This window comes from Pseudomonas sp. efr-133-TYG-103a, assembly GCF_030209235.1.
GTDB lineage: Bacteria > Pseudomonadota > Gammaproteobacteria > Pseudomonadales > Pseudomonadaceae > Aquipseudomonas.
The window spans coordinates 242024-268091 of record NZ_JARVSK010000001.1 but is presented as its reverse complement, the minus strand read 5'-3'; the positions used below and the strand labels follow the sequence as shown (position 1 = coordinate 268091).

Below are 26068 nucleotides of genomic sequence, written 5' to 3'. Positions count from 1 at the left end.
CGAATTAGATAGGAGTATTGGGGTGTCGAGTACCGATGATGAACAGCTGGCGGCGGTAAAAGACTGGTGGCAGCGTAACGGCAAGCCCCTGGTCACCGGCGGTCTGCTCGCGGTTATCGTGGTGTTGGGCTGGCAGGCCTGGCATCGCTATCAGAACAACCAGGCACAAGGTGCTTCGGCCCTGTATCAGCAACTGCTGGAAACCGCGTTGACGCCCAGCGGCCAGGCTGATGCAGGTCGCGTGGCCGAAATTGCCGGCAAGCTGAAGAGCGATTTCGGTGGTACGGCGTACGCCCAGTACGGCAGCCTGTTCGTGGCGAAAGTCGCTGTGGACACTGGCAAGCTGGATGACGCAGCCAACGAACTGAAGTCGGTCACCGACAAGCCAGCCAACGCAACGCTGGGCGAAATCGCCCGCCAGCGTCTGGCGCGTGTGCTCGCGGCACAGAACAAGGCTGAAGACGCGCTGAAGCTGCTCGACGGCCAGCCTGACAAGGCCTTCCTTGCCAGCCGCGAAGAGCTGCGTGGCGACCTGCTGGTTCAGTTGGGTCGTACCGACGACGCTTATGCTGCCTACAAAAAGGCCAAAGCTGCGCTTTCCGAAGAAGCGGCAGTGGGTGGCCTGCAAATGAAGCTCGACGATCTGGCGAAAGGGGATGCGTGACGTGATTCGTTGGAAACATGCAGCATTGCTGGCTCTGGCCGTTCTGGCCGCGGGTTGCAGCAGCAACAGCAAGAAGGAATTGCCTCCAGCCGAGCTGGTCGATTTCAAGGAAGAAGTGTCCCTGCAGAAGCTGTGGAGTCGTTCGGTCGGTGACGGTCAGGGCGAGATCTACAACATGCTGGTTCCAGCGATCGACGGCGAGAACATCTACGCCGCCGATGCTAACGGTCTGGTCATGGCGATCAACCGCAGCAACGGCGACGTGGTCTGGAAGAAAGAGCTCGAGCGTCCGGTCTCCGGTGCGGTCGGCGTAGGCTACGGCATGGTCATGCTCGGCACGCTGCGTGGCGAAGTCATCGTCCTTGACGAAGCCACCGGCGAGCAGAAATGGAAAGCCAAAGCGACCAGCGAAGTGCTGTCGGCTCCGGCCACCAACGGTGATGTCGTGGTCGCGCAGACCCAGGACGACCGCGTGATCGGCTACGACGCTGCCACCGGCGATCAGCGCTGGATCTACGAAAGCAGTCCCGCGGTTCTGACCCTGCGTGGCACGGGCGCTCCGATCGTCACCAATCAGCTCGCCATCGCCGGTCTGTCGACGGGCAAGGTCGTGGCACTGGACATCAATAACGGTGTGCCTGCGTGGGAGCAACGCGTTGCGATTCCACAAGGTCGCTCCGAGCTGGATCGCGTCGTCGACATCGACGGCGGCCTGCTGCTCTCGGGCAATACCCTGTATGTCGCCACGTATCAGGGCCGGGTTGCCGGGCTGGAACTGCAAAGCGGCCGCGTGCTGTGGCAGCGTGATGCGTCGAGCTACTCGGGCGTGGCCCAGGGCTTCGGCAGCGTCTACGTTTCCCTGGCCACCGGCACGGTCGAAGGCATCGATGAGCGTTCTTCCACCGGTCTGTGGAGCAACGACTCGCTGGCACGTCGCCAACTGGGCGCGCCGGAAGTGTTTTCCAGCTACGTAGCGGTCGGCGACATGGAAGGTTATCTGCACCTGCTCAGCCAGGTCGATGGCCACTTCGTTGCGCGCGAGCGCATTGACAGCGATGGCTTGCGTGCACGCCCGCTGGTATCGGGCAACACCATTTACGTCTTCGGTAACAGCGGCAAGCTCGAAGCCCTGACGATCAAGTAGTGGCTGTCTATGCTTGAGGGGCCGTGTCGCGGCTTCCCTCGAGCGGCCCCGATTTCACGGGGCCTGCGGCACCTCGGGTGCCGCTCCGAACTCCGGCCGCTGCCTTGCAGCGGCTTTTGTATTTTCTGAAATAACGAAGTGGAGAGCCGCATGGTTCCCGTAATCGCCCTGGTGGGTCGACCGAACGTCGGCAAGTCCACCTTGTTCAACCGCCTGACCAGGACTCGCGACGCCATCGTCGGCGACTTGTCCGGTCTGACCCGTGATCGCCAGTACGGTGAGGCCAAGTGGCAAGGGCGTACCTACATCCTGATCGACACCGGCGGTATTTCCGGTGACGAACACGGCATGGACGAAAAAATGGCCGAGCAATCCCTGCTCGCCATCGAAGAAGCCGATGTCGTGTTGTTCCTCGTTGACGCCAAGGCAGGCTTCACGGCCGCCGACCAGATGATTGGCGAGCACCTGCGCAAGCGCAACAAGACTTCCTATGTGATCGCCAACAAGGTCGACAACATCGACCCTGACATGGCTCGCGCCGAATTCGCGCCGCTGGGCATGGGCGATGCAATCCCGATCGCGGGTGCACACGGTCGCGGCATCACCCAGATGCTGGAAATCGCGTTGCGCGAATTCCCCAAGGATGCGGACGAAGCCGAAGACGGCGAGGACGAAGACGTCGCCGAGGGTGAAGAAGCCAAGCGTATTCCCGGCCCGAGCGAGAAAGACGGTATCAAGATCGCCATCATCGGGCGTCCCAATGTCGGCAAGTCGACGCTGGTCAACCGCATGCTGGGCGAAGACCGGGTCATCGTCTATGACCAGCCAGGCACGACGCGCGACAGTATCTACATCCCGTTCGAACGCAACGACGAGAAGTACACGCTGATCGACACCGCAGGTGTGCGCAAGCGCGGCAAGATCCACGAGGAAGTCGAGAAGTTCTCGGTGGTGAAGACCCTCCAGGCGATCAAAGACGCCAACGTGGTGATTTTCGTGATGGACGCCCGCGAAGGGGTCGTCGATCACGACTTGAACCTGCTGGGCTTTGCGCTGGAAGCGGGCCGCGCGCTGGTGATCGCGTTGAACAAGTGGGACGGCATGGAGCCGAGCGAACGTGACTACGTGAAGACCGAACTGCAGCGCAGGCTGTTCTTCGTCGACTTCGCCGACATTCACTTCATTTCGGCACTGCACGGCACCGGCGTCGGCAATCTGTATCAATCGGTGCAGGCGTCGTTCAAGTCCGCCGTCACCCGCTGGCCGACCAGCCGTCTGACCCAGATCCTCGAAGACGCCGTCAGCGAACACCAGCCGCCGATGGTCAACAGTCGCCGGATCAAACTGCGTTATGCCCACCTGGGTGGCGCAAACCCGCCGCTGATCGTGATCCATGGCAACCAGGTCGAGAAGGTGCCGAAGTCTTACGTGCGCTACCTGGAAAACACCTACCGTCGTGTGCTCAAGCTGGTCGGTACGCCGATCCGCATCGAGTTCAAGGGTGGCGAAAACCCGTACGAAGGCAACAAGAACACGCTGACCGACCGTCAGGTCAACAAGAAGCGCCGTTTGATGTCGCACCACAAGAAAGCCGAGAAGAAGCGCAAGGACAAGCGCTGATCCGGTAACGGACTTTCTCGGAAAAAGGCGCCAATGGCGCCTTTTTTTGTGCGCGACATCTGGGCTATCCTGCGGGTCCCCGTGCCGTCAAGGAGCCGGGTGTGGAGCAGGAAAACCCTATGATCACCAGCAAATTGCCGAACGTTGGCACCACCATTTTCACCGTGATGTCCCAGCTTGCCGCCGAAACCGGGGCGATCAATCTGTCTCAGGGTTTTCCCGATTTCGATGGGCCCGACGCGCTGCGTGAAGCCCTCTGCCGTCACACGATGGACGGCCACAATCAGTACGCGCCGATGACCGGACTGCCCGCGCTGCGCGAGCAGGTCGCGGCCAAGATCGCGCGCGTTTACGGGCGCAGCGTGAATGCCGACAGCGAGGTCACCATCACACCGGGCGCAACCCACGCCATTTTCTGCGCGATCCAGACCGTGGTTCGGGCGGGCGACGAGGTCATCGTTTTCGATCCGTGCTACGACAGCTACGAACCTTCCGTGGAGCTCGCCGGAGGTCGCTGCGTGCATGTGCAGCTCAAGGATGGCGACTTCTCCATCGATTGGGAGCAACTGAGCGCAGCGCTGAGTCCGCGCACCCGCATGATCATCATCAATACGCCGCACAACCCGAGCGGTGCGTTGATCACACGCGCCGAGCTGGATCAGTTGGCAGCGTTGATTCGTGATCGCGACATCTACCTTGTCAGCGACGAGGTCTATGAACACCTGGTGTTCGACGGCGTGAAACATGCGAGCGTGCTGGCGCATGAAGAGCTTTACCAGCGCGCCTTCGTGGTCAGCTCGTTCGGCAAGACCTACCACGTGACGGGCTGGAAAACCGGCTACCTGGTGGCGCCACCCGCGCTGACTGCTGAAATGCGCAAGATTCACCAGTTCGTTGGTTTCTGTGGCGTGACACCGCTGCAATGGGCGCTGGCCGATTTCATGGCGGCCTGCCCTGAGCATGTCGAGGAGTTGCCGGCGTTCTATCAGGCCAAGCGAGACTTTTTCTGTGACCGACTCGAGTCCTCGCGTTTCAGCTTCACCCGCGCGGCCGGCACCTATTTTCAACTGGTCGATTACTCGAATATCCGTCCGGACCTGAACGATGTCGACATGTCGCTGTGGATGACCCGCGAGCATGGCGTGGCGAGCATCCCTGTTTCGGTGTTCTACCAGAACCCGCCTGAAGGCCAGCGCATTATCCGGCTGTGCTTCCCCAAGCGTGAGGAGACGCTGCGTCTGGCAGCGGAAAAACTATGCGCGATCTGAGCAACCTGCCCAATCTGAACATCGCCCTGGTGCAAACCACGCTGGCGTGGCACGACTGCCAGGCCAATCACGCCCACTTCGAGGAGTTGCTGGAGCAGGCGCATGGCGCCGATCTGGTGATTCTTCCGGAGATGTTCACGACGGGTTTCTCGATGGAGTCGGAGCGACTGGCCGAGCCGGAAAACGGTGAGACCAGCGCCTGGATGCTCAGTCAGGCCCAGCGACTGGACGCAGTGGTGACAGGCAGCGTGATCATACGTGCCGCCGACGGCAGCCATCGCAATCGCCTGCTGTGGGCGAGGCCGGACGGCGAGTTGTTGCACTACGATAAACGCCATCTGTTTCGCATGGCAGGCGAACACGAGCACTACAGTCCTGGCGAGCGGCAAGTGCAGTTCGAACTCAAGGGCTGGCGGATTCGTCCGTTGATTTGTTACGACCTGCGCTTTCCGGTGTGGAGCCGGGATGCGCAAGACACCGATCTGCTGCTGTACACCGCCAACTGGCCCGGGGCCCGTCGTCAGCATTGGAACCGTTTGTTGCCAGCGCGGGCCATCGAGAACCTGTGCTACGTCGCGGCTGTGAACAGGGTCGGCATTGACGGGAAGGGCTTCGCCTATACCGGCGACAGCCAAGTGCTGGACTTCCAAGGCGAGAGCCTGCTCAACATCGGTGAAGCCGATGGCGTGTTTCAGGTCAGTCTGTCTGCGGAAAGCCTGTCAGCGTACCGTCTGAAATTCCCGGCATATCTCGACGCTGATACATTCGAGATACACTAAGTTCATAGAGTTTACGGGGGTTGCGGTCGATAGCGGTGGTACCAAAACAGGAGATCGGTATGACCACCATCAACGCTTCCTCACTCAGCGCTTACTCCAGCACCTTCACCGTTGCTGTCAAAAAAGACACCACGACAGCGACGGCTGACAGCAGCGACGACACCTCGACCACCGCAGCCGCAGCCTCGACGTCCGCATCGAGCGGCGCGGGCGGCGCACCGGCTGCGGGCGGCGCCAGCGGTAGTTCGGATTCCTCCAGCGAGAGCGAGCAGGCGATCGAGAAGCTCGAGCAGCAGATCAAGGAAACCGAGAAACGCCTGCAGGAGCAAGAACAGCAGTTGGCAGCGGCTCAGGCGAGCAAAGGGTCTGACGAGGAAAAGTCGCAGCGCGTCATGGCGATTCAAGGCCAGATCTCGACGACCACCGCCAGCCTCGCCACGCAGGAAGCTGCGCTGGTGCAACTGCAGAAGTCGGGCAGCATCAACACCACCGCCTGATACCTCGCACCGCAACGCGCCCCGTGGCCTGGCCATGGGGCGTTCGCGTGCGCGGCGATCAATGAACTTCAGTTCTGTGTAAGTCCGCCGATACAAAGTGCACTAAACAGGAGTTCATCATGACTACCATCAACACCAGTTCGTTGAGTCCTTACGCGAGTGCCTTCACCGCTGGCTTCAAAAACGATGAGTCGACCAAGACGGACGCGACCACTGCCACTGTGAATCTGCGCGGTAATGTCTACCAGACCCCTGAAGCGTCGGGCGCTGGCAAGGCGGAAGGGGGCGGCACGCCACGCGACCAGATGATCAAGCAGCTGCAAGAGCAGATCAAACAGGCGCAGAAGATGCTGCAGCAACAGCAGCAGCAACTGGCCGCGGTGCACGCAAGCAAGGCGAGCGATCAGGAAAAAGCTCAGCAGGCCATGGCCATCGAGCAGCAGATGGCGAACACCAACGCGCAGATCACCTCGCTCCAGGGTTCGCTCCTTGAATTGATGAAAGGCAGCGTCGACACCACCGCCTGATCGTTCCAGTACAAATGCAAAGGCCCTGAAGCGTTCGCTTCAGGGCCTTTGTTTTTCGGGTGCCGCTAACCCCTGGCGAGGCGCGGGATCAAGCCGCCTCAGCCGCTGCTTCGGACTGCAACAGCGCACGGTTCAGGGCGCTGAACAGGGCCTTGAAGCTGGCCGTCGTGATGTTCTCGTCAATGCCGACGCCATGGACGGCGCGCTCGCCGTTGACGCGCAACTCGATGTACGCCGCTGCCTTGGCAGTGGTGCCCGCACCGATGGCGTGCTCGTTGTAGTCCATGATCTCGGCTTTGACCGGCAGGCCGGCAACCAGCGCTTCCAGCGCGCCATTACCGGTGCCTTTCCAGCGCAGATTGTTTTCGCCATCGCCTTTGCCGGTCACTTCCACTTCGACGGCGCTATGGCCGTTTTCTTCCTGAAGACGGTGGCTGACCAGCGCGTACGGCTTATTGGCCTGCAGGTATTCACGCTTGAACAGCGAGTAGATCTGCTGCGCGGTCATTTCCAGGCCCAGGCGGTCGGTCTCGCCCTGAACCACTTGGCTGAACTCGATCTGCATGCGGCGCGGCAGGGAGATGCCGTATTCCTGTTCCAGCAGATAGGTGATGCCGCCTTTGCCGGACTGGCTGTTCACACGGATCACCGCTTCGTAGCTGCGGCCAATGTCGGCAGGGTCGATCGGCAGGTAAGGGACTTCCCACAGGGCGTCGTCTTTCTGCTGCGCGAAACCCTTGCGGATGGCGTCCTGGTGCGAACCGGAGAAGGCGGTGTGAACCAGATCGCCGACGTAGGGGTGACGTGGGTGAACCGGAATCTGGTTGCATTCTTCGACGACCTTGCGCACGCCGTCGATGTCGGAAAAGTCCAACTGCGGATTCAGGCCTTGGGTGTACATGTTCAGCGCAACCGTCACCAGATCCACGTTGCCGGTGCGTTCGCCGTTGCCGAACAGGCAGCCTTCAACGCGGTCCGCGCCTGCCATCAGGCCCAGCTCAGTGGCTGCAACGCCGGTGCCGCGGTCGTTGTGAGTGTGCAGGCTGATAATCACGCTGTCGCGACGGGAGATGTTGCGGCAGAACCACTCGATCTGGTCGGCGTAAATGTTCGGCGTGGCGACTTCGACGGTGGCGGGCAGGTTGAGGATCACCTTGTTCTGCGGAGTGGCGTTCCACACTTCGATCACCGCGTCACAGACTTCCTTGGCGAAATCCAGTTCGGTGGCGCTGAAGGTTTCCGGGGAATACTCGAACTGCCATTGGGTTTCAGGCTGCTGCGCGGCGTATTTGACGAACAGCTTGGCGGCATTGACGGCAATTGCCTTGATGCCTTCCTTGTCCTGATTGAACACGATGCGACGGAACGACGGCGACGTGGCGTTATACAGGTGAACGATGGCTTTCTTGGCCCCGCGCAGGGATTCGAACGTGCGTGCGATCAGGTCTTCGCGGCCTTGGGTCAGCACTTGAATCGTCGTATCGTCAGGGATATGGCCGTCTTCGATCAGGGTGCGCACGAAGTCGAAATCGGTTTGCGATGCCGCCGGAAAGGACGCTTCGATTTCTTTGACGCCTACCTGAACGAGGGTCTTCCAGAACCGCAGCTTTTTGACCGAATCCATTGGCTCGATCAGCGATTGGTTGCCGTCACGCAGGTCGGAACTGCACCAGATCGGCACCTCGGTGATGGTCTTGGAAGGCCAGGTGCGGTCGGGCAGGTCGATGACAGGAAACGCGCGGTACTTCGTCGAGGGATCTTTGAGCATGGTCATGTAAATAATCCTTTTTGTACTGAGGGCCGAGAGAAGGCGGCCAGCCGGTTGATGCGAGAGACAGGGCGAGGCACCGCGATTCAGCCAGGCAGTCGTGCGCTGACGAGACTGAGGCAGCGATGTTGACGCAGCAGAATGAGGGTGTGAGAGGTTTTCATGAAGCCAACCGTAACCAATTGGGGTGAAAGCTGGCAAGCAGTTGGGAAAAATTGGTAGGAGTATTCGAATGTTCGTGTTTTATGAATATTTATGCCTGGATTGGGTACTGCTACAGGATTTTATTGCCGAGTGATTTCGTCCCGCGCAATACATCCCGTTGTAGGAGCGCGCTTGCCCGCGATGGCGTTGTGTCAGTCCCCACATATGGCACTGGCACAACCCGTTCGCGGGCAAGCGCGCTCCTACAGGTTTGTGATGCTACGGCTGGAAGGCGTTGATGAAGATCGCAGGGTCTACACGAGCATCATTGAGGCTCACGTTCCAATGCATATGCGGCCCTGTGGCGCGTCCGGTCGAACCGACGCGTCCCACAACGCCACCACGCGGCACCGAATCGCCGACCTTCACGTCGATCTTCGACATATGGCAGAACATGCTGATGAACCCCTGGCCGTGATCGACGAACACCGTGTTGCCATTGAAGAAGTAGTTGCCGATCAGTATCACCTTGCCCGCTGCCGGAGCTTTGATAGGCGTGCCAGCAGGGACGGCGAAGTCCAGACCCGCATGGGGGTTACGCTCTTCGCCATTGAAAAAGCGGCGTACACCGAATTTGCTGGAAAGCGGCCCGTCGACCGGTTTATCCAGCAGCAGGTTGCTCGGCGTGCCGGGGCTGAAGGAGCGATAAGCGCGCACTTGCACATCCAGCTCTTGCTCGATGCGCTTGAGGTCATCCGGGTCTGGATTGACCTGGCGCTGGTTTTTCAGAGTGATGCGCTGCTCGGGGTATTTCTTGCTGCCGACCGTGAATGACAGGTTCCGGCCGCCGCTGTTCACCTGTTGCGACGTGCCAGGTTTGATCGTCAACGGGATGCCGACAATCGCCAGCCAGTGGGCGTCCTGATCCCTGACGACCAATACCGGTTTGCCTTGCCACGTGGCTTTCGGTGCCTGCGCGGCCGGCCCCAGATCGACCACGGCGACGCCGCCGGGAACGGGCTTGTTCAGCAGTCGCGAAATATAGCTGTCGGCGTAGGCCGGCAGAGCCAGGCACAGGGCCAGCGCCGTGCTGGCCAGAGAACGGAGAATAAAAGGCAGCATCGATCAGTCCAGAAGAGAAAGGGTGACGGGCGTCAGGTGGTTGTCTTCGACGCGGACCTGCAATTCGCCCTCAGCAAGCTTTGCGGTCAGGCGCTGGCCGTTGTGGGTCTGTTGCGCCTGGCGAATCGCCTTGCCGCGTTCGTCCAGCAAAATGCTATAGCCACGGCCCAGCGTCGCGAGCGGGCTGACCACGTTCAGCGTCTGGACCTGACTCTGCAATTGCAAGCGGCGGGTCTTGAGGTTTTCCCGGATCGCGCGCGGCAAGCGCTCGGCAAGCACGTCCAGGCGTTGGCGCAGAAATGCCAGCGTGCGTCCCGGATGCTGCGCCGCCAGACGGCTTTCGAGATGGCTGATGCGCACTTGTCGCTTGTGCATCTGCTGTTCGAAGGCCCGACGCATGCGCATGTCCAGATCATCCAGGCGTTGGGCCCGTTGACGCAGACGCTCACCCGGATGGCGCAGACGGCGTGAAATGCCGTCCAGCCGCAGCCGCTCGCGCATCAGGCGGTCCTGCATGCGACTGATGAGCCGGCGCTGCAGGCTGTCGACGCGGCGATGCAGGTCGCTGGAGTCTGGCGCCAACAGCTCGGCCGCCGCCGACGGGGTCGGCGCGCGAACGTCAGCGACGAAGTCACTGATCGACACGTCGGTTTCATGGCCGACCGCGCTGACGATGGGCGTGACACACGCGTCGATGGCGCGGGCGACCGCTTCTTCGTTGAAGCACCAGAGGTCTTCCAGCGAGCCGCCGCCGCGCGCCAGGATAAGCGCGTCGAAGCCTCGGCTGTCCGCCAGCTTCAACGCCCGCACGATCTGGCTGATCGCTTCGCGGCCCTGAACCGCAGTGGGGATCAGCGTCAGTTCGACCCGCGGTGCGCGACGTCGGAACACGCTGATGATGTCGCGTATGACAGCGCCAGTGGGCGAGCTGATGATGCCGATCCGCTGCGGGTGCAAGGGCAGGGCGACCTTGCGCTCGGCGCTGAACAGCCCCTCGGCACTGAGTTTTTCCTTGAGTGCGTCGAAGGCCAGACGCAGCGCGCCATCGCCCGCAGGCTCCACCGTATCGAGTATCAGCTGATAATCGCCGCGGCCTTCGAACAGCGAAACCTTGCCCCGCACTTTCACCGCCAGACCGTCTTTCAGCGCCTGACGCACGCGCGCGGCGTTGCTGCGAAACAACGCGCAACGCACTTGGGCGCCGGTGTCCTTGAGCGTGAAATAGACGTGGCCGGATGCCGGGCGAGACAGGTTTGAGATTTCGCCCTCGACCCAGATGCTGGAAAACACATCTTCCAGCAGCACGCGCGCACGGCCGTTGAGCTGGCTGACAGTAAGGACTTCCCGGTCAAGGCCGAGTCTTGCGAAGGGGTCTTTGATCATGACGGGCATGATAAAGGCATTAGCGGGCGATGTCGTGTATCAGCGGCTGGCGCGGACCCTGTAGGAGCAGTCGGCAGTTACGACGGCCGCGAATGCGGTAGGTCAGGCAGCCGCTGATTCTCATGCTCGACACAATCGCGAGCACGCTCGCTCCTGCAGTATGCTGTGCCAACTTTGCCCGGCTACGGAAATACAATGTTCACCACCCTCACCGAGTTGTCGGGTGCCTTCATCGAGTTGGGTTTGAGCCCGACCGACTGGCTCTTTATAGAGGGCGGCGTCATCGCCGCGTATCTGGTGTTCGCCATCGCCGGGTTCGGCACGGCGTTGGTCGCGGGGCCGGTGCTGATTCATTTCATGCCGCTCTCGCGGATCATTCCGCTGCTGGTCATGCTGGATTTCCTGGCCGCGTTCAGCCATTTCCTGCCGTCGCGACAATCCGTGGTGCGCTCGGAATTGCTGCGCATGGTGCCGTGCATGGCAGTGGGCTGCACCTTGGGCGTGCTGTTCCTGCTCAACCTCAAATCCGATGTTCTGCTTTTATTGATGGGGCTGTTTCTGGTGAGTTATTCGCTGTACAGCCTGGCGGTGAAGGTGCGCCCCACTCAACTGTCGGCGGGCTGGTCGATTCCGATAGGTACCGTCGGTGGATTGTTCGGCGCCCTGTTCGGCAGCGGCGGATTTCTCTATGCGATCTACCTGAACGGCCGGCTTACCGACAAGAACCAGGCCCGCGCAACGCAGAACGCGCTGATCAGTTGCAGCACCATCGTGCGCCTGAGTCTGTTCGTGATCACGGGCGTCTACGCGCAGCTTTCCCTGTTACTCCTCGCCGTTTGCCTGCTGCCGGCGATGATCGTCGGGTCCTGGATCGGACGTCGGCTGGTCATGCGCCTGTCGCGTGAGATGTTCGTGCGACTGGTGACCTGGCTGGTGCTGATCAGCGGTATCACGCTCATCGGCCGATACCTCGCCGGTTGAGCGCCACACTTGACGTCGCCGGCAGCAGGATTAAGCTGCCGCCCCCGATCAAACGTCAGACAGGCCTGTCATGAACACGCAGAGCATCATCGTCCCGCAAATTTCCAGCTTTCCCGGGCATGAAGCGAAAGCGCGAGCCATTTTGCGCTGGCTGGTGAAGCGCGAAGTGGTGGAAGAGGCGCTGACGACCTGCGGCCGTAGCTTCAACCGGATGGCCTACGCCATTGCCCCCGGCGCCCGGCGAATCGTCGAAAACCCTGACGCGTTGCCGTATGGCAAGCCGGTCAACGGCCTGGAGATTGTCCTCAAGCGCTGCATCTATACGCCGCAGCAGGGATTCAAGGAGGAGGCCGGTTGCCCCGAGTGCCGCCGCGAGATCGGTGAAGCATTGTTCGACAGTCTGGAAGAATGGATGCCCGGCCATACGGACAATTTCATGTGCCCCGAATGCCGCCACGAAGACGACATCAATGGCTTCCTGTTCCTCGACCCGTGCGGCTTTTCCAACCTGGGTTTCATCTTTAACGACTGGCTGGAGGCAGGGTTCAAGGCCAGCTTTCTGGAAGAGTTCGCCGAACGTCTGGATCGCCCGGTGTCCTTCGTCAAAGTCCGGTTATAAATGCAAGTTGCGCCGATAGAGCGTGTCGATCAACCTGATTATCAAATAGGCTGATCTTTACATTGAGCAAGGCCACCTGTCTGGGTATAATGGCGCGCTTCCATTTTCCCGCTCGGGAGCCCAGCGATGCTGCGTATCAGCCAAGAAGCCCTTACATTCGACGACATTCTCCTTGTGCCCGGTTATTCCGAGGTGCTTCCCAACGAAGTCAGTCTGAAAACCCGATTGACCCGTGGCATCGAACTGAACATCCCCCTCGTTTCCGCCGCTATGGACACCGTCACTGAAGCCCGTCTGGCCATCGCCATGGCTCAGGAAGGCGGCATCGGCATCATCCACAAGAACATGACCATCGAGCAGCAAGCTGCCGAAGTGCGCAAGGTCAAGAAGTTCGAAGCGGGTGTGGTCAAGGACCCGATCACCATCGAGGCGGATGCCACGGTTCGCGATCTGTTCGAACTGACCCGTCAGCACAACATTTCCGGTGTTCCGGTCCTGCACGACGGCGAGCTCGTCGGCATCGTGACTTCCCGCGACATCCGTTTTGAAAACCGTCTGGACGTGCCCGTCCGCGAAGTGATGACCCCCAAAGAGCGTCTGGTCACTGTCCGCGAAGGCGCCGACAAGTATGAAGTGCGCGATCTGCTGCACAAACACCGTCTTGAAAAAGTCCTGATCGTCGACGACAAGTTCGCGCTCAAGGGCATGATGACCGTCAAGGACATCGAGAAATCCAAAGCCTACCCGCTGGCCAGCAAGGACGACCAGGGTCGTCTGCGCGTTGGCGCTGCAGTCGGCACCGGCAAGGACACCGGCGAGCGCGTCAGTGCGCTGGTCGCCGCCGGCGTTGACGTCATCGTCGTCGACACCGCCCACGGCCATTCCAAAGGCGTGATCGACCGCGTTCGCTGGGTCAAGCAGACTTACCCTGACGTACAGGTCATCGGCGGCAACATCGCCACCGGCGCTGCGGCTCGTGCGCTGGTCGAGGCGGGCGCCGACGGCGTCAAGGTCGGCATCGGCCCTGGCTCCATCTGCACCACCCGTATCGTGGCCGGTGTCGGCGTACCGCAAATCAGCGCCATTGCCAACGTGGCTTCCGCGCTGGAAGGCACTGACGTTCCCCTGATCGCCGACGGCGGCATCCGTTTCTCCGGTGACCTGTCCAAGGCCATCGTTGCCGGTGCGTACTGCGTGATGATGGGTTCGATGTTCGCCGGTACCGAAGAAGCACCGGGCGAAATCGAACTGTTCCAGGGCCGTTCGTACAAGGCGTATCGCGGCATGGGTTCGCTGGGTGCAATGTCCCAGGCGCAAGGCTCCTCCGACCGCTACTTCCAGGATTCCTCGGAAGGCGCCGAGAAGCTGGTTCCGGAAGGCATCGAAGGCCGCGTCGCTTACAAGGGCTCGCTGACTGCCATCGTTCACCAGTTGATGGGCGGCCTGCGCTCCTCAATGGGCTACACCGGCAGCGCCGACATTCAGGAAATGCGCACCAAGCCTGAATTCGTTCGCATCACCGGCGCCGGCATGGCTGAATCCCATGTCCACGACGTGCAGATCACCAAGGAAGCGCCGAACTATCGCGTAGGTTGATCCGGAGTGCGCCGGTTGTTTCGGCGCATTTCAAAGAATTGTGTAGCGGGGCTGTTCAACACAGCCCCGTCTTGTTTCTGATTTTCGACGAGAATGACTTATGGCCCTCGACATTCACGCCCACCGCATCCTGATCCTCGACTTCGGTTCCCAGTACACCCAGTTGATTGCCCGCCGTGTGCGCGAGATCGGGGTTTACTGCGAACTGCATCCGTTCGACATGGACGACGAAGCGATCCGCGAATTTGCGCCGAAAGGCGTCATTCTGGCCGGTGGTCCTGAGTCCGTGCACGTCGCCGACAGCCCGCGTTGCCCGCAAGCGGTATTCGATCTGGGCGTTCCGGTCTTCGGTATCTGCTACGGCATGCAGACAATGGCCGAGCAGCTTGGCGGCCGTGTTGAAGGATCGGACCTGCGCGAGTTCGGTTATGCCCGCGTGGACGTCGTTGGCAAGAGCCGTGTACTGGACGGCATCGAAGACCACGTCGACGCCGATGGCGTCTTCGGTCTGGACGTCTGGATGAGCCACGGCGACAAGGTCACCGAGATTCCGGAAGGCTTCCACGTACTGGCCAGCACCCCAAGCTGCCCGATCGCCGGCATGGCCGACGACACTCGTGGCTACTACGGCGTGCAGTTCCACCCGGAAGTGACCCATACCAAGCAGGGCGGTCGCATCCTGTCGCGCTTCATCCTCGACATCTGCGGCTGTGAAGCCCTGTGGACCCCCTCCAAGATTGCCGAAGACGCCATCGCTCAGGTTCGCGCTCAGGTCGGTACCGACAACGTGCTGCTGGGTCTGTCCGGCGGTGTGGATTCGTCGGTCGTTGCAGCCCTGCTGCACAAGGCCATCGGCGACCAGCTGACCTGCGTGTTCGTCGACAACGGCCTGCTGCGTCTGCACGAAGGCGAGCAAGTGATGGCCATGTTCGCCGAGAACATGGGCGTCAAGGTGATCCGCGCCAACGCCGAAGAGCAGTTCCTCACCAATCTGGCGGGCGAAAGCGATCCGGAGAAAAAGCGCAAGATCATTGGCCGCACGTTCATCGACGTGTTCGACGCCGAATCGAGCAAGCTGCACAACATCAAGTACCTGGCTCAGGGCACCATCTACCCTGACGTGATTGAGTCTGCTGGCGCCAAGAGCGGCAAGGCGCACGTGATCAAGTCGCACCACAACGTGGGCGGCCTGCCGGAAGAGATGAACCTGAAACTGGTCGAGCCCCTGCGCGAGCTGTTCAAGGACGAAGTCCGCCGTCTGGGTCTGGAACTCGGTCTGCCGTACGACATGGTCTACCGCCACCCGTTCCCGGGTCCGGGTCTGGGCGTGCGTATCCTCGGCGAAGTGAAAAAGGAATACGCCGACCTGCTGCGTCGTGCCGACCACATCTTCATCGAAGAACTGCGCAAAGCCGACTGGTACCACAAGGTCAGCCAGGCATTCGTCGTGTTCCAGCCGGTGAAATCCGTGGGCGTAGTAGGTGATGGCCGTCGTTACGCCTGGGTCGTCGCCCTGCGCGCTGTCGAAACCATCGACTTCATGACCGCTCGTTGGGCGCACCTGCCTTACGAACTGCTGGAAACCGTCAGCGGCCGCATCATCAACGAAATCGAAGGCATCTCCCGCGTAACCTACGACGTCTCCAGCAAACCGCCTGCGACGATTGAGTGGGAGTGATTGGACGTCCGGCATTGTCCGGCACCAACTAGCAAGAAATTCCCTGGAGCCCGCGTAATTGCGGGCTTTTGGCTTTTTGGGTCTGGCAAACTCCGGCAGCTTTGTGCATCGCCAAGCACCCTGTTTATGTGGCATGGTACGGGGCATTGACTGAGCCAAATGCCATGCTCTGTGTTTGATACCATGCTGTCTCTGCCGAGGATGGCATGGTATCGAATCTCACCATTCGCCCGGTTTCATTGGGTTTTACTCCGATTTCTGGTGCGTTTCTGAGCATGGTATTTTTTGAACGGAATCCGCGAACCCATGCTGACCGATACCAAGCTGCGTAATCTCAAATCGAAAGAAAAACTCTACAAGGTGAATGACCGGGATGGGCTCTACGTAGCCGTCACGGCGGCGGGGTCAATCTCCTTTCGATACAACTACTCCATCAACGGCCGACAAGAGACGATCACGTTTGGTCGCTATGGCGTAGGCGGCATTACGCTTGCGGAAGCGCGTGAGCGCCTTGGTGAGGCGAAAAAGATGGTTATGGCTGGCAGGTCGCCTGCCAAGGAGAAAGCCCGTGACAAGGCTCGTAGCAAGGGAGCAGAGACGTTTGATGCTTGGGCAGAGAAATGGCTGCGCGGATACCAAATGGCCGACTCGACCCGTGACATGCGCCGGTCCGTTTACGAGCGTGAGCTGAAGCCGAAGCTTGGCAACCAAAAGCTGGTTGAGATTAACCACGAGGACCTGCGGGCACTGACCGATGCAATCGTGGAACGTGGTGCACCGGCAACGGCGGTGCACTCCCGTGAAATTGTGATGCAGGTCTTCCGATGGGCAATTGAGCGTGGTCAGAAGGTCGAGAACCCCGCCGACCTCGTACGTCCCGCAAGCATCGCTAAATTCGAGCCGCGTGATCGTGCTTTAGGCCCCGACGAAATCGCGCTGATGTACCAATACATGGACCGTATCGGCACCGCCTCATCCGTGAGAGCTGCGGCGAAGCTGCTGTTGCTCACCATGGTGCGCAAAAGTGAACTGACCAACGCCACCTGGGACGAGATCAATTTCAGCGAGGCCCTGTGGACCATCCCGAAGGAACGGATGAAGCGTCGCAACTCTCATTTGGTGTTCTTATCCAGACAGGCGCTGGATTTCTTCATTGCGTTGAAGACCTTCGCCGGTGGTTCGGACTACGTCCTTCCCTCCCGGTACGATTCTGACTTGCCAATGAGCACCGCCACGATCAATCAGGTGCTGACGCTGACGTATCGGCTTGCGGAAAAAGAAGGGAAGCCGCTGAGCAAGTTCGGACCGCATGATTTGAGGCGGACAGCAAGCACGCTCCTGCACGAAGCGGGGTACAACTCAGATTGGATTGAGAAGTGCCTTGCGCATGAGCAGAAGGGCGTACGGGCTGTTTACAACAAGGCAGAGTATCGAGATCAGCGCCGGGCGATGTTGCAGGATTGGGCGGATATGATTGATGAGTGGACGCAGAAGAATCCACGGGCAACCGGGTGATGTTAGTGGTGCGGTTGGGCTGTTGTTGATTTTGCGCATTTCGGTTGACGATAAAGTCGATTTAGCGGACGGATTGTTTTGGCGGTTTCAGGCGAAATACCTCTGGGATAGAGGCAATGGCTTTGGATACTGCTTGGCGTTCGATACCCAGCCTGCGCGCAATCTCCGACTGATTAAAATCCAGCTGCAGAAGCATCAGCATTTGCTTTTTTCTGTCCGAAAGTTTCGAGTCCGCCATCTGGCGGGCTAGGTTGCGTAACTCTGCTTCGTCTGCCGCGTGGAGCGTTTGGCCGAGGATGTAGTGAAGGATGTAGCTGTCCACCAGTTCGTCGCCTGAGTTCGCTTGTGCCATGCCTCGCACGGCGCATTGTCGACTCAGTCTGGTCAATTCCAGGTCGAACTGCCCTACAGACCTTTTCGCTTTCCTGTACGCGGGATTCCATTCGCCATTCGGCGCCTTGGGGCGGTGAGCTGCGCAGTAAAGGTTGCTTAGCCGTAGTTGTTCATCTGCCCCACGCGCTCCCTCACCGTCGGCGTAAGAAGCCAGCTCAGCGAGCGTACCGCAAAATCTACAGAAGCCTCTTAAGCGTTGACCGTTCAAACCGCGTACATCTCTTTTCGCTGGTTGCTTACGCTGGCACGCCCATACGAGCTCGATCAGCGTCTCGAGTGTTGCGATAAATCGCCGATCTGTTTCGGACTGTGCGTCTTCGGTCAGGATAAAAGCTCGCAGCAATTTTCGCTGTAAACGGACCATGGCGTCGAGCCCCACCAATTGGGTGATCTCGCTAAATGCTACACCTGTTCCGGCACCTGGTACGTGCCCTAGATAACGCGACGGAAGCGCTTCGGTATACGCCGCAACAGCAGGGTCGATGAGCTCCTCTACCAGTTGAACGATAGGGTAGCGCTTTGCAGACGCGGAGTAGGGCTCCCAGCAATCCATAAATCGTGTGACGGCATCTGAGACGGTAGGGTCGCACCCCTCCCAGATAGCGATGGTTGATGTATTTTTCATGTCAACCATTTTAGCCAATCATTCCATCGAAGCAAGCGGCATAGCGGGGCACGATCAGGCACACATTTGTTGTGACTGATAGAGGCCAGGTATGCACGTATCGAGTAACAGAGTTCTCATCGACAAAAAAACGCTTTTAGCGATGATCCCACTGTGTGAGCGCACAATTTACAACTTTGAAAGCAAGGGGAAATTCCCACGGCGCATCGCTATCAGCAGTCGCAAGGTCGTTTGGGACTTGGCTGAAGTCGAAGACTGGATTGATGCATGCAAGGGGGCAGGCCCAGCTCCCAGACCCGGAATCGGGGCTTGAGTCGTGCGGTTCGGGCCCGCCGTAGGGTCCACGTCGCAGACGCATCTAAGCCCGGCGTCCGCTCAACTCCAAAGTTCACAGCTTGCGCTGTTCAGTTCTCAGGAAGAGGCGCAGACGTACCACGACAGCACCCGGACCGGCTTTTTTTCCCTCCTTGTTGATGTGCGTGGCGACAAGCGCCAGTCGTCCCATTTGCTGGCAGACATGCCGACCGTCCTCGGTCTGGTAGACAAGACCCGCGACACTTGGATGTCACAGGCCGAGTTCATTCGCCCTAACCGGCGCGTCGTGAACCTCTCGCGCTTGGGGCTTCTGTTCGCTGACCTCGACACCTACAACATTCCAGAACTCGCCGGACGCTCGCCCGACGCCCTGGCCAGCTCTGTGATGTACCTCTGTGCGGAGGAAGGCATACCCGCCCCGTCCATGCTGATCTACAGCGGCCGTGGAATCCAAGCCAAGTGGCTTTTAGACGGTACGATCCCGCGTCAGGCATTGCCACGCTGGAACGCCTGCCAGCGCTACCTTGTTGATCGCTTGTCGCATGTGGGAGCCGACCCGATGGCCAAGGACGCAAGCCGCGTCCTGCGCACCGTGGAAACCGTCAACAGCAAGAGCGGCGAAATTTGCCGCGTGGTGCATGTGCAGACCGGCACGGACGGTCAGCCGGTGCGGTACAACTTCGAGTATATGGCCGAAGCGCTTTTGCCGACCGCTCGATGGACCATCGAGCAGCAACGCCAAGAGCAGGCCGAACGCATCCAGCGCAAGCCCTTCAAGCTGGTTTCCGGCGGCAAGACCAACACCCTACGCGGATTCTCCGGCCGCCAGCTCGCGTGGGATCGGCTGGAGGACTTACGCAAGCTGGCCGACATGCGCGGCGGCGTCAGCGAGGGCAGCCGAATGCAGCACCTGTTCTGGCGGTTGAACTTCCTGTTGTTGTCCGGCGCAACGAACAGCAAACAGATGTACCACGAAGCATCCGCGCTGGCCCGTGAGTTAGACCCACAGTGGAACAGCCGTTCCAAAGAGCTGATGACCCTGTTCAGCAAGGCCAAAGCGTTCGAGGCAGGCGAGAAAGTCAGCTTTGGGGGCAAGGACTATGCCCCGCTGTACACACCCAAGAATGACACGCTGATTAACCTGTTCAGGATCACACCAGACGAGCAGCGGCAGCTTAGGACTGTAATCAGCACAGACGAAGCCGCAGAACGCCACAGGAAGCGCGAGGAAAGCCGCAGACGGGCAGCGGGCGCGCTAGACCGCCAGACTTATATAAGCACGTCATTGAGCCAGAGGAAGCCTTGGGAATCCCTCGGGATGAGCCGTGCAAGTTGGTACCGCGCGGGTAAGCCCGACGCTCCAGCGGTTGAGGCTGATTCAAGCCTACTACCTTCGGAAGCATTGTAATCTGGAGGGGGGGCACAGTGAGACAAGTCCGTGCGTATTACTAATGGCGAAGCCTTCGGGCTATTGATGGCGGGCCGTTCCTCGCTGATTCGGAGGCTGTTTTAGCTTCAGCGGTGCGGCACTGGGTAGCTGTTCAAAGTCCGTGCGTATTACTAATGGAGAAGTCTCAGCGTCTCCGAGAGCGGCTCATTCTTGGTGACCTAGCGCGTCTGGTGCTCATGCAAAATTTGCGCTGGGGTAACTCAGTTAGAGAATTCGCCTCCAGCGGACCAGCTATCAGCATTGCCACGGGCAGGTCATTTGCGTTCGACTTGACGAGTCGCTCCGTCGGATTCGACCGGCAGCTGGCTAAGTTTTCGACTGGCAGAAGTCATTCATAGCTGCCTTTCGCGAAGGTTAGCCATCGACAAAAGCGGCGACCTCAAGATTCTGCTATATAGCATTCCAAGCAGTGCCCCCCCTCGGCTGCAACGCCGCGACCCACCATGGTAGGTAGGATAGTGATCAATCAAATAGACATCCCAAAATTCGGCAGCTTCTCAGGCCTAGAGTGGAGAAAAACCGTTCGGGACAGCGGGAAAAACGTTAAAACGTTCCAACGTTTAAACATCCTCTACGGGCGTAACTACTCGGGCAAAACGACTCTGTCGCGTATTTTTCGTGCGTTGGAAACAGGAAAGCTACCCTTAAACTACACAGGTTCGTCCTTCACCGTTACGGGCGACCAAGGGGCTGTTACCAGCACCGGGCTGCTGAATCACGGTTATGACGTCAGGGTGTACAATCGCGATTTCGTGGCAGAGAACCTGAGTTTCTTGATCAATCAAGATGTCGGGGGTGAGATCAAAACTTTTGCTATCGTCGGTGATCGGAACAAAGAGATCGACGAGACCATTGCAACAATTGAGGCTAAGCTGGGGAGTGTTGAAAGCAAAGCAGGTCTTCGATTTGACCTTGAGCAAAGAAAAAAAGATCGGGATCGCACCAAGACCAGCCACACCACCAGCTTGAATGCGCTAGAAGGCAAGCTACGCACACACGCCGCTGACAAGATTAAGAAAAATCTGCAATACGGTGTTCCTGTCTACAACATTGAAAACATTAAGCGGGATATCGCAACCACTAAAATGGCTGGATTCACCCCTTTGTCCCTTACGGAACAGGCAGGAAAAGTTTCTCTTCTCAGGCAAGAAGCGCTACCTGATATAACAGACCCGCTTGTAATTCCACTAAGATATGACTCACTGAGGAGTGTAGCCGAGCAGCTTTTGTCCCAAACCATCACGCCTACCAAGCCTATCCAAGACCTGTTAAACGATAGCCTTTTGGGACTATGGGTTAAACAAGGTATCCCTCATCATCGTGACAAACGTGACGAATGTGCATTTTGCCGTCAGAGCTTGCCTCCTGACATTTGGCAAACTCTAGACGAGCACTTCAGCAAAGAGTCTGAAGACCTAGAAGTAAATATCGACAAGGCCATCACTGCGGTGAGAAGTGAGAGGGTGAGTGTATCCAGCTGGAAGAGCTTGAAAAGCGACCAGTTTTATGTTGATGAGCGCTTTGCATTCGAAACGAGCAGCTCTGCACTGGCTGGAGAACTGGATATCTACCTCACAGATCTCGACATGATTGAGAAGCAGTTGGACGCACGCAAGAACAGCCTTTTCCAGGCCCTGATCCTGCCGCTTGCGGGGCATGTCCCCGAGAAAATCAAGCAGCATATCCAAGCCATTAACGACTTGATAGCCACTAACAATGGCAAGACAACTACATTGGAGCAAGACAAGACTGCTGCCAGGGATTCCCTTCGACTCACGGATGTAAGTGGCTTTGCGGATGCTATCACGTATGACACTGAGCTCAACAACATAGGGAAGCTCAAGTCGAGTGCTGATAGCGCAGGCACGGCCTATTCGGATGCAGAAAAAGAGATTCGTGATGCTGAAGCTGAAGTTCAGGCCTTAAGGAATAAACAAAAAGATGAGCGAAAAGGGGCTTTGCGGGTCAACTCCCTGCTTAATAACTTCTTCGGCCATGACGGCCTGAAGCTTGAACCGCGTGACAGCGCAGACATGGCCACTGTCAAATTCGAAATCACACGAGACGGAAAAGCTGCGTTCAACCTGAGTGAAGGTGAGTGCAGCTTGATTGCCTTTTGCTACTTCATCGCCCGTCTGGATGACCCCGATAGCACAGGAAAGCAACTAATTATCTATATTGATGACCCGATTTCGAGCTTGGACAGTAACCATATTTTCTTTATGTATAGCCTGATCGAAAGCTTGATTGCCAAACCCGTTAAAGATGTGGGTGGAGCAAATACCTATAGATACAAACAGCTTTTTGTCTCGACGCATAATTTAGATTTTTTGAAATATCTAAAGCGACTGTCAATACCAACTAAAAAAATTCCTGCAGGTGAAAACAAAACAAAGAGCGTACCCGATCATGAACATTTCATAGTGGAGCGTAATGGCGGGGGAAGTAATATCCTACTCATGCCCTCGTATCTTAAAGACTACATTACAGAGTTTCACTATCTTTTTCATCAGATTTACAAATGCAAAGATCAAGCTGCATCGAACACAAGTCACGAACCATTTTTCGGATTTGGCAATAATCTACGTAAGTTTCTGGAAGCGTTTTTATTCTTTAAGTACCCATACCATGATGACAAGAGCGACAGTCTCGAACGGATCAGGAAATTTTTTGGGGAGGAGGACACTGCCATTGCTCTTGTCAACCGCCTCACCAATGAGTTCTCCCATGCAGCCGAAATCCCGGACAGGAGCTTCAAGCCGGTGGAAATTCCAGAAATCGCCAGAGTGGCAAACTACGTTCTGGACAAAATTTACGCCGCTGATGCGATCCAATACAACGCATTGCTCAAAAGCATTGGAGAGCCGGAAAGAGCGGCTTGAAAAAGCTCCGCTAGGGATTGCATAGCGCAGAGTCTCACAGACGTTATTCACGGGCTGCTTCTGGCCGCAAGCAGTCTTGTTCCAAGGCCTGCCTCGGGTCGAATTCTGCTGATCGAGGCCCCGAACTAAGTGGTCAAACCGATGCAAAACGACGGTCATGTCGAGTGGCTATGACTGATCAAGGCACGGAAGTTGACCACTCAGCTTCAGTGCCTTGGTCTCAGTATTTTCGTGGCTAATGCCTACGTGCGCGGTGATAAAAGAATATTTAGAGGTGTTCAGATGGGCAAGATAATCGGCTACGCGGTGGAAAGTGGACTGGAAGGAGGGTTTCTAGTACATGCGTCACCAAGCGTTTGGGTCACATGCTTGAAAAGTACGGTGCGTTACGAGACCGCTGCCCTAGCATGGGCTTCAGCTAAACGGCGCGATAGCGCGCTCGCTTCTGCTATAGCAGTCATCGAGCACGACGATGGGTCATTGTCTTGGGAACCGATCCCTGATCCTTCAAAGGCCTCAGGCGGCGACTGGATCGTATGGTTTGAGCTTAAGCCTGGAGCGAGACGCCTTTATGTCACCAAGACCGGCAGGCGAATAGCAGCTTCGAATCACCCAGGCGATGCCAAGGGTTATAAAACTAGGGGGGCTGCCGAAAAAGTCGCCGAGAAATTGTCTTCAGGCGGCAGCCCGTCCGGGGTCCAGCAGATCACGGCGGATATCGTTCCAATAAGGTGAAGGTGTAGTGCGTGGCGGTCTACATTTGATCGGCTGCCGCTGCTTCCCGTCCATGTGGCATCTGGCTAGTAGCTGTTCAAAGTCCGTGCGTATTACAGCCCGTTAAGGGGATGGCCGATGATAGTGCAGGTCTATGCGGAATCCGATGATCAGGCCCGGCAAGGCAAGCGACGGATGGGAAAAATCAGGGGCGTGCTAAGCGGGGCTGCCACAGAAATACAAAACCCCGCACTGTGGCGGGGTAAGTAATACTCCGGGCTAGCGATCAGCGAATTTTAGCCTTCTCGTTTTTGTGTAGGCTGTTCGGCGCGCATCGCCATCAGAAGCTGCTTTGTCAGAGCTGCGTTACTTTTGCTTCCCAGCAGAGGTAGGTGATTCATGCTATGTGCTCCCGCAATCATGCGGTATGAAGCCGATAGGACCAGCGGGCTAACCCTGAGCTGGAGCGCTGTGTACTGGCGATCCAGCTTATCGAGCTGCGGTCCGTAGCCCTTGCTGCGCAGCCATTGGCCAAGCACCCACAAGGCAATGCCGAGCGTAAAAACCATTGCTGAGAACCCAGCGAATATCAGAATGTCTGTCATGGTTATTCTTCCTGAGGGTAGTTGTTTGATGTCGTACCGGGCACATTGAGCGAAGCGAGGCCTCCCTGAGCCGTGCTGGTGCCAGAGGCGGGGCGGATCACGTTGGATACCGCGTCTTCGGTGCCAGTGGGCGATTCAGTTCCTCTGGCCTGAGCGGAGGAGCTGTCGTCAGCAACGGCTAACGTAGAGGGTGCACCAAGAGATGAGGCGTGGGCATTCTCCATACCTGGCACGGCCAGTGACGCCATAACGCCGAGCACCTTTGCAGCCCCACCAGCAGCCTGGAAAACTTCATCCCCGGTCATGACTGCTTCCCCTTTTGGTGCCGCTTGCTGTGGGCCTGTGTTCTCGTTTACTTGTGCGGCCTTACCGGTTTGTTTGGCTGCATGCCGAGAAAATTTTGCGGTTTCAGCATTAGCTCTAGACGAGGTTGGGTCAGGCGGGCTGCCGCTGGTCTTTGACGCCGATGGTATGGGGCCCTTGGTATTGCTGCCGCCAGTGCTGGCACCCACTCCAGAAGGCGCGGCGCTACCTGTTAATGTTGACGCTCCGCTGCCTGCTGAACTTGCGGAATTGGCGAACTAGAGTTGATCGCGCCCGCCAACCCACTGCCAGCGGAAGCACTCGCACCACCACTGGCAGCACCCAATGCGCCGGCTGCAGCAGGTGCAGCAGCACCCGCTGTGGCGACGGTGGCGATTGCAGCGGCAGCACCTGCGGCTCCGGCAGTTGCCATTCCTCCGATGGCCGAACCACCACCCATTGACGAACCACTAATCATGCCGCCGACAAGGTCTGGAATTGTCTTCGTCAAGTAGGCGCAAATCAAAGCTAGACCCGCCAACGTCATCACGGAGGCTTCGTTGTTCTGGTACGCAGCTGACCACTCGCGGCTTGCTTGCAAAATCAGGCCGATAATCAGGGTCAATACGAACAACTTAGCGCCGACCGCAACCGCAAAGCGGATGGGTGCAATGGCATATTCCCGTGTCCACTGAGAACCGCCAAAACCGAAGAACAACACAGATGCGTTAATGATCACGTAGGACTCAACGAGCGTGACGAACATGAAGGCTGCAATGAATGCAAAGCAGATCAGCACTAAAAAAGCCGCTAGGCTGATTGCGAGCGCTTGCCCGGGAGAAAAAAACGAAATGCTTGCCAAGATTGCGCGAGAAAATTCCACTGCCATTGCGAAGACGTCTCCGGGCTGCAACGCCCGTTCAAGCCCGCTCGCAGCAGCTCCCGCGTCACGAAAACTGTCGACAATGGCTGTAGCCCATTCCACAGCATATTTCAATATTGCTAAAAAGAAGCCAGTCACCAAAATGAAGCGCACCAGCTCGCCTGCAATCTCACCTATATCAGCCTGTTTCATAACTAATGGCATAAATGTCCAGACGAGCTGAATAGTTGCTAAAAGCCAGAACAGGGTAGTCGCATAGCCGTACAATCCTTGTGACCACTGACCCGACTGATTTAGTATTAGCTCCAAGAGGCCATCAACTGACGTATCTGGTTGTGCAAGGTTGGTGTCAGCTAGCGCATTACTAGCGATGAAGATCCCCATGAACGCGAGGGGCCACAAGAGACGACGATCCATACTTAGTATCCCTTTGATCCACCACGGGTAGTCGGCTGATTTTTGTAGTCTGAGTCTGCATCTTTTTGATCACTGCTTGCTCTGCATTCTTGGTTACTCCCAATTATGATTGTAGTAACTGAAGCGGCGACAGCTGAGCCAGCACACATCAGAACTATAAGCCACTTTGAAATGCC

Annotated in this window: 21 protein-coding genes and 1 pseudogene; 16 read left to right on the top strand and 6 right to left on the bottom strand. The window is 58.1% G+C overall.

Going from position 1 to position 26068, the window contains the following annotated elements; translation table 11 throughout:
* The first annotated feature begins 22 nt into the window (after positions 1-22).
* From QRN36_RS01220 to QRN36_RS01190, 7 genes are all read left to right on the top strand, one after another.
* Entirely contained in the window at positions 23-664 is a 642-nt protein-coding gene (locus QRN36_RS01220; RefSeq protein WP_285422470.1) for a tetratricopeptide repeat protein, read from the top strand.
* Complete coding sequence (gene bamB, locus QRN36_RS01215) at positions 657-1808, top strand: outer membrane protein assembly factor BamB (protein ID WP_285422469.1); 1152 nt, start codon at positions 657-659, stop codon at positions 1806-1808. Before QRN36_RS01220 ends, bamB begins: the two co-directional genes overlap by 8 nt.
* A 150-nt stretch (positions 1809-1958) precedes the next feature.
* Positions 1959-3428: a ribosome biogenesis GTPase Der gene (der, locus tag QRN36_RS01210; RefSeq protein WP_093463045.1), complete on the top strand. Its 1470-nt coding sequence runs from the start codon at positions 1959-1961 to the stop codon at positions 3426-3428.
* Positions 3429-3547: 119 nt separating this feature from the next.
* The gene (locus QRN36_RS01205; RefSeq protein ID WP_285422468.1) at positions 3548-4696 is read left to right on the top strand and encodes a pyridoxal phosphate-dependent aminotransferase; all 1149 of its coding nucleotides are present in this window, start codon (positions 3548-3550) and stop codon (positions 4694-4696) included.
* A complete protein-coding gene (locus tag QRN36_RS01200; protein ID WP_285422467.1) occupies positions 4684-5475 on the top strand; it encodes an amidohydrolase in 792 nt (263 codons plus the stop codon). The genes QRN36_RS01205 and QRN36_RS01200 overlap by 13 nt, the downstream gene beginning before the upstream one ends.
* Positions 5476-5534: 59 nt before the next feature.
* Entirely contained in the window at positions 5535-5972 is a 438-nt protein-coding gene (locus QRN36_RS01195) for a hypothetical protein (protein WP_285422466.1), read from the top strand.
* 119 nt (positions 5973-6091) lie between these two features.
* The gene (locus QRN36_RS01190) at positions 6092-6499 is read left to right on the top strand and encodes a hypothetical protein (protein ID WP_285422465.1); all 408 of its coding nucleotides are present in this window, start codon (positions 6092-6094) and stop codon (positions 6497-6499) included.
* Positions 6500-6587: 88 nt separating this feature from the next.
* On the opposite strand, the gene leuA is transcribed toward QRN36_RS01190, so the two are convergent.
* The 3 genes from leuA to xseA form a co-directional block, all read right to left on the bottom strand.
* The gene (gene leuA, locus QRN36_RS01185; RefSeq protein ID WP_093463057.1) at positions 6588-8273 is read right to left on the bottom strand and encodes a 2-isopropylmalate synthase; all 1686 of its coding nucleotides are present in this window, start codon (positions 8271-8273) and stop codon (positions 6588-6590) included.
* A gap of 417 nt (positions 8274-8690) precedes the next feature.
* The gene (locus QRN36_RS01180; RefSeq protein WP_285422464.1) at positions 8691-9533 is read right to left on the bottom strand and encodes a peptidoglycan DD-metalloendopeptidase family protein; all 843 of its coding nucleotides are present in this window, start codon (positions 9531-9533) and stop codon (positions 8691-8693) included.
* Between the two features lie 3 nt (positions 9534-9536).
* Positions 9537-10916: an exodeoxyribonuclease VII large subunit gene (gene xseA, locus QRN36_RS01175; protein ID WP_285422583.1), complete on the bottom strand. Its 1380-nt coding sequence runs from the start codon at positions 10914-10916 to the stop codon at positions 9537-9539.
* 195 nt (positions 10917-11111) lie between these two features.
* Between xseA and QRN36_RS01170 the strand changes: the two genes are divergently transcribed.
* From QRN36_RS01170 to QRN36_RS01150, 5 genes are all read left to right on the top strand, one after another.
* Positions 11112-11897, top strand: coding sequence for a sulfite exporter TauE/SafE family protein (locus tag QRN36_RS01170; protein ID WP_285422463.1), 786 nt, complete (start codon positions 11112-11114; stop codon positions 11895-11897).
* A gap of 70 nt (positions 11898-11967) precedes the next feature.
* Positions 11968-12516 carry a sugar ABC transporter ATPase gene (locus QRN36_RS01165; RefSeq protein ID WP_285422462.1) on the top strand — a complete coding sequence of 183 codons (549 nt, stop codon included), beginning with the start codon at positions 11968-11970 and terminating at the stop codon, positions 12514-12516.
* 126 nt (positions 12517-12642) lie between these two features.
* Positions 12643-14112 carry an IMP dehydrogenase gene (guaB, locus tag QRN36_RS01160; RefSeq protein WP_285422461.1) on the top strand — a complete coding sequence of 490 codons (1470 nt, stop codon included), beginning with the start codon at positions 12643-12645 and terminating at the stop codon, positions 14110-14112.
* Between the two features lie 100 nt (positions 14113-14212).
* Positions 14213-15790, top strand: a complete 1578-nt coding sequence (gene guaA, locus QRN36_RS01155; RefSeq protein ID WP_285422460.1) for a glutamine-hydrolyzing GMP synthase — start codon at positions 14213-14215, stop codon at positions 15788-15790.
* A 306-nt stretch (positions 15791-16096) separates the two neighbouring features.
* Positions 16097-17305, top strand: coding sequence for a site-specific integrase (locus QRN36_RS01150; protein WP_285422459.1), 1209 nt, complete (start codon positions 16097-16099; stop codon positions 17303-17305).
* Between the two features lie 61 nt (positions 17306-17366).
* Here the strand turns inward: QRN36_RS01150 and QRN36_RS01145 are convergent, their stop codons facing one another.
* Positions 17367-18332, bottom strand: a complete 966-nt coding sequence (locus QRN36_RS01145) for a LuxR family transcriptional regulator (RefSeq protein WP_285422458.1) — start codon at positions 18330-18332, stop codon at positions 17367-17369.
* 82 nt (positions 18333-18414) lie between these two features.
* Between QRN36_RS01145 and QRN36_RS01140 the strand changes: the two genes are divergently transcribed.
* From QRN36_RS01140 to QRN36_RS01125, 4 genes are all read left to right on the top strand, one after another.
* Positions 18415-18636 (top strand): AlpA family transcriptional regulator, encoded by a 222-nt coding sequence (locus tag QRN36_RS01140; RefSeq protein ID WP_285422457.1) that lies wholly within the window; start codon positions 18415-18417, stop codon positions 18634-18636.
* A 3-nt stretch (positions 18637-18639) separates the two neighbouring features.
* Entirely contained in the window at positions 18640-20046 is a 1407-nt protein-coding gene (locus QRN36_RS01135) for a replication protein (RefSeq protein ID WP_285422456.1), read from the top strand.
* A gap of 500 nt (positions 20047-20546) precedes the next feature.
* Entirely contained in the window at positions 20547-22970 is a 2424-nt protein-coding gene (locus tag QRN36_RS01130) for an AAA family ATPase (protein WP_285422455.1), read from the top strand.
* Positions 22971-23162: 192 nt separating this feature from the next.
* Positions 23163-23705: a hypothetical protein gene (locus QRN36_RS01125; protein ID WP_285422454.1), complete on the top strand. Its 543-nt coding sequence runs from the start codon at positions 23163-23165 to the stop codon at positions 23703-23705.
* Positions 23706-23980: 275 nt separating this feature from the next.
* On the opposite strand, the gene QRN36_RS01120 is transcribed toward QRN36_RS01125, so the two are convergent.
* Together QRN36_RS01120 and trbL are read right to left on the bottom strand one after the other, a co-directional pair.
* Positions 23981-24289: a hypothetical protein gene (locus tag QRN36_RS01120; protein WP_285422453.1), complete on the bottom strand. Its 309-nt coding sequence runs from the start codon at positions 24287-24289 to the stop codon at positions 23981-23983.
* 2 nt (positions 24290-24291) lie between these two features.
* Positions 24292-25892 (bottom strand): annotated as a pseudogene (gene trbL / locus QRN36_RS01115) (P-type conjugative transfer protein TrbL).
* Positions 25893-26068 lie beyond the last annotated feature (176 nt).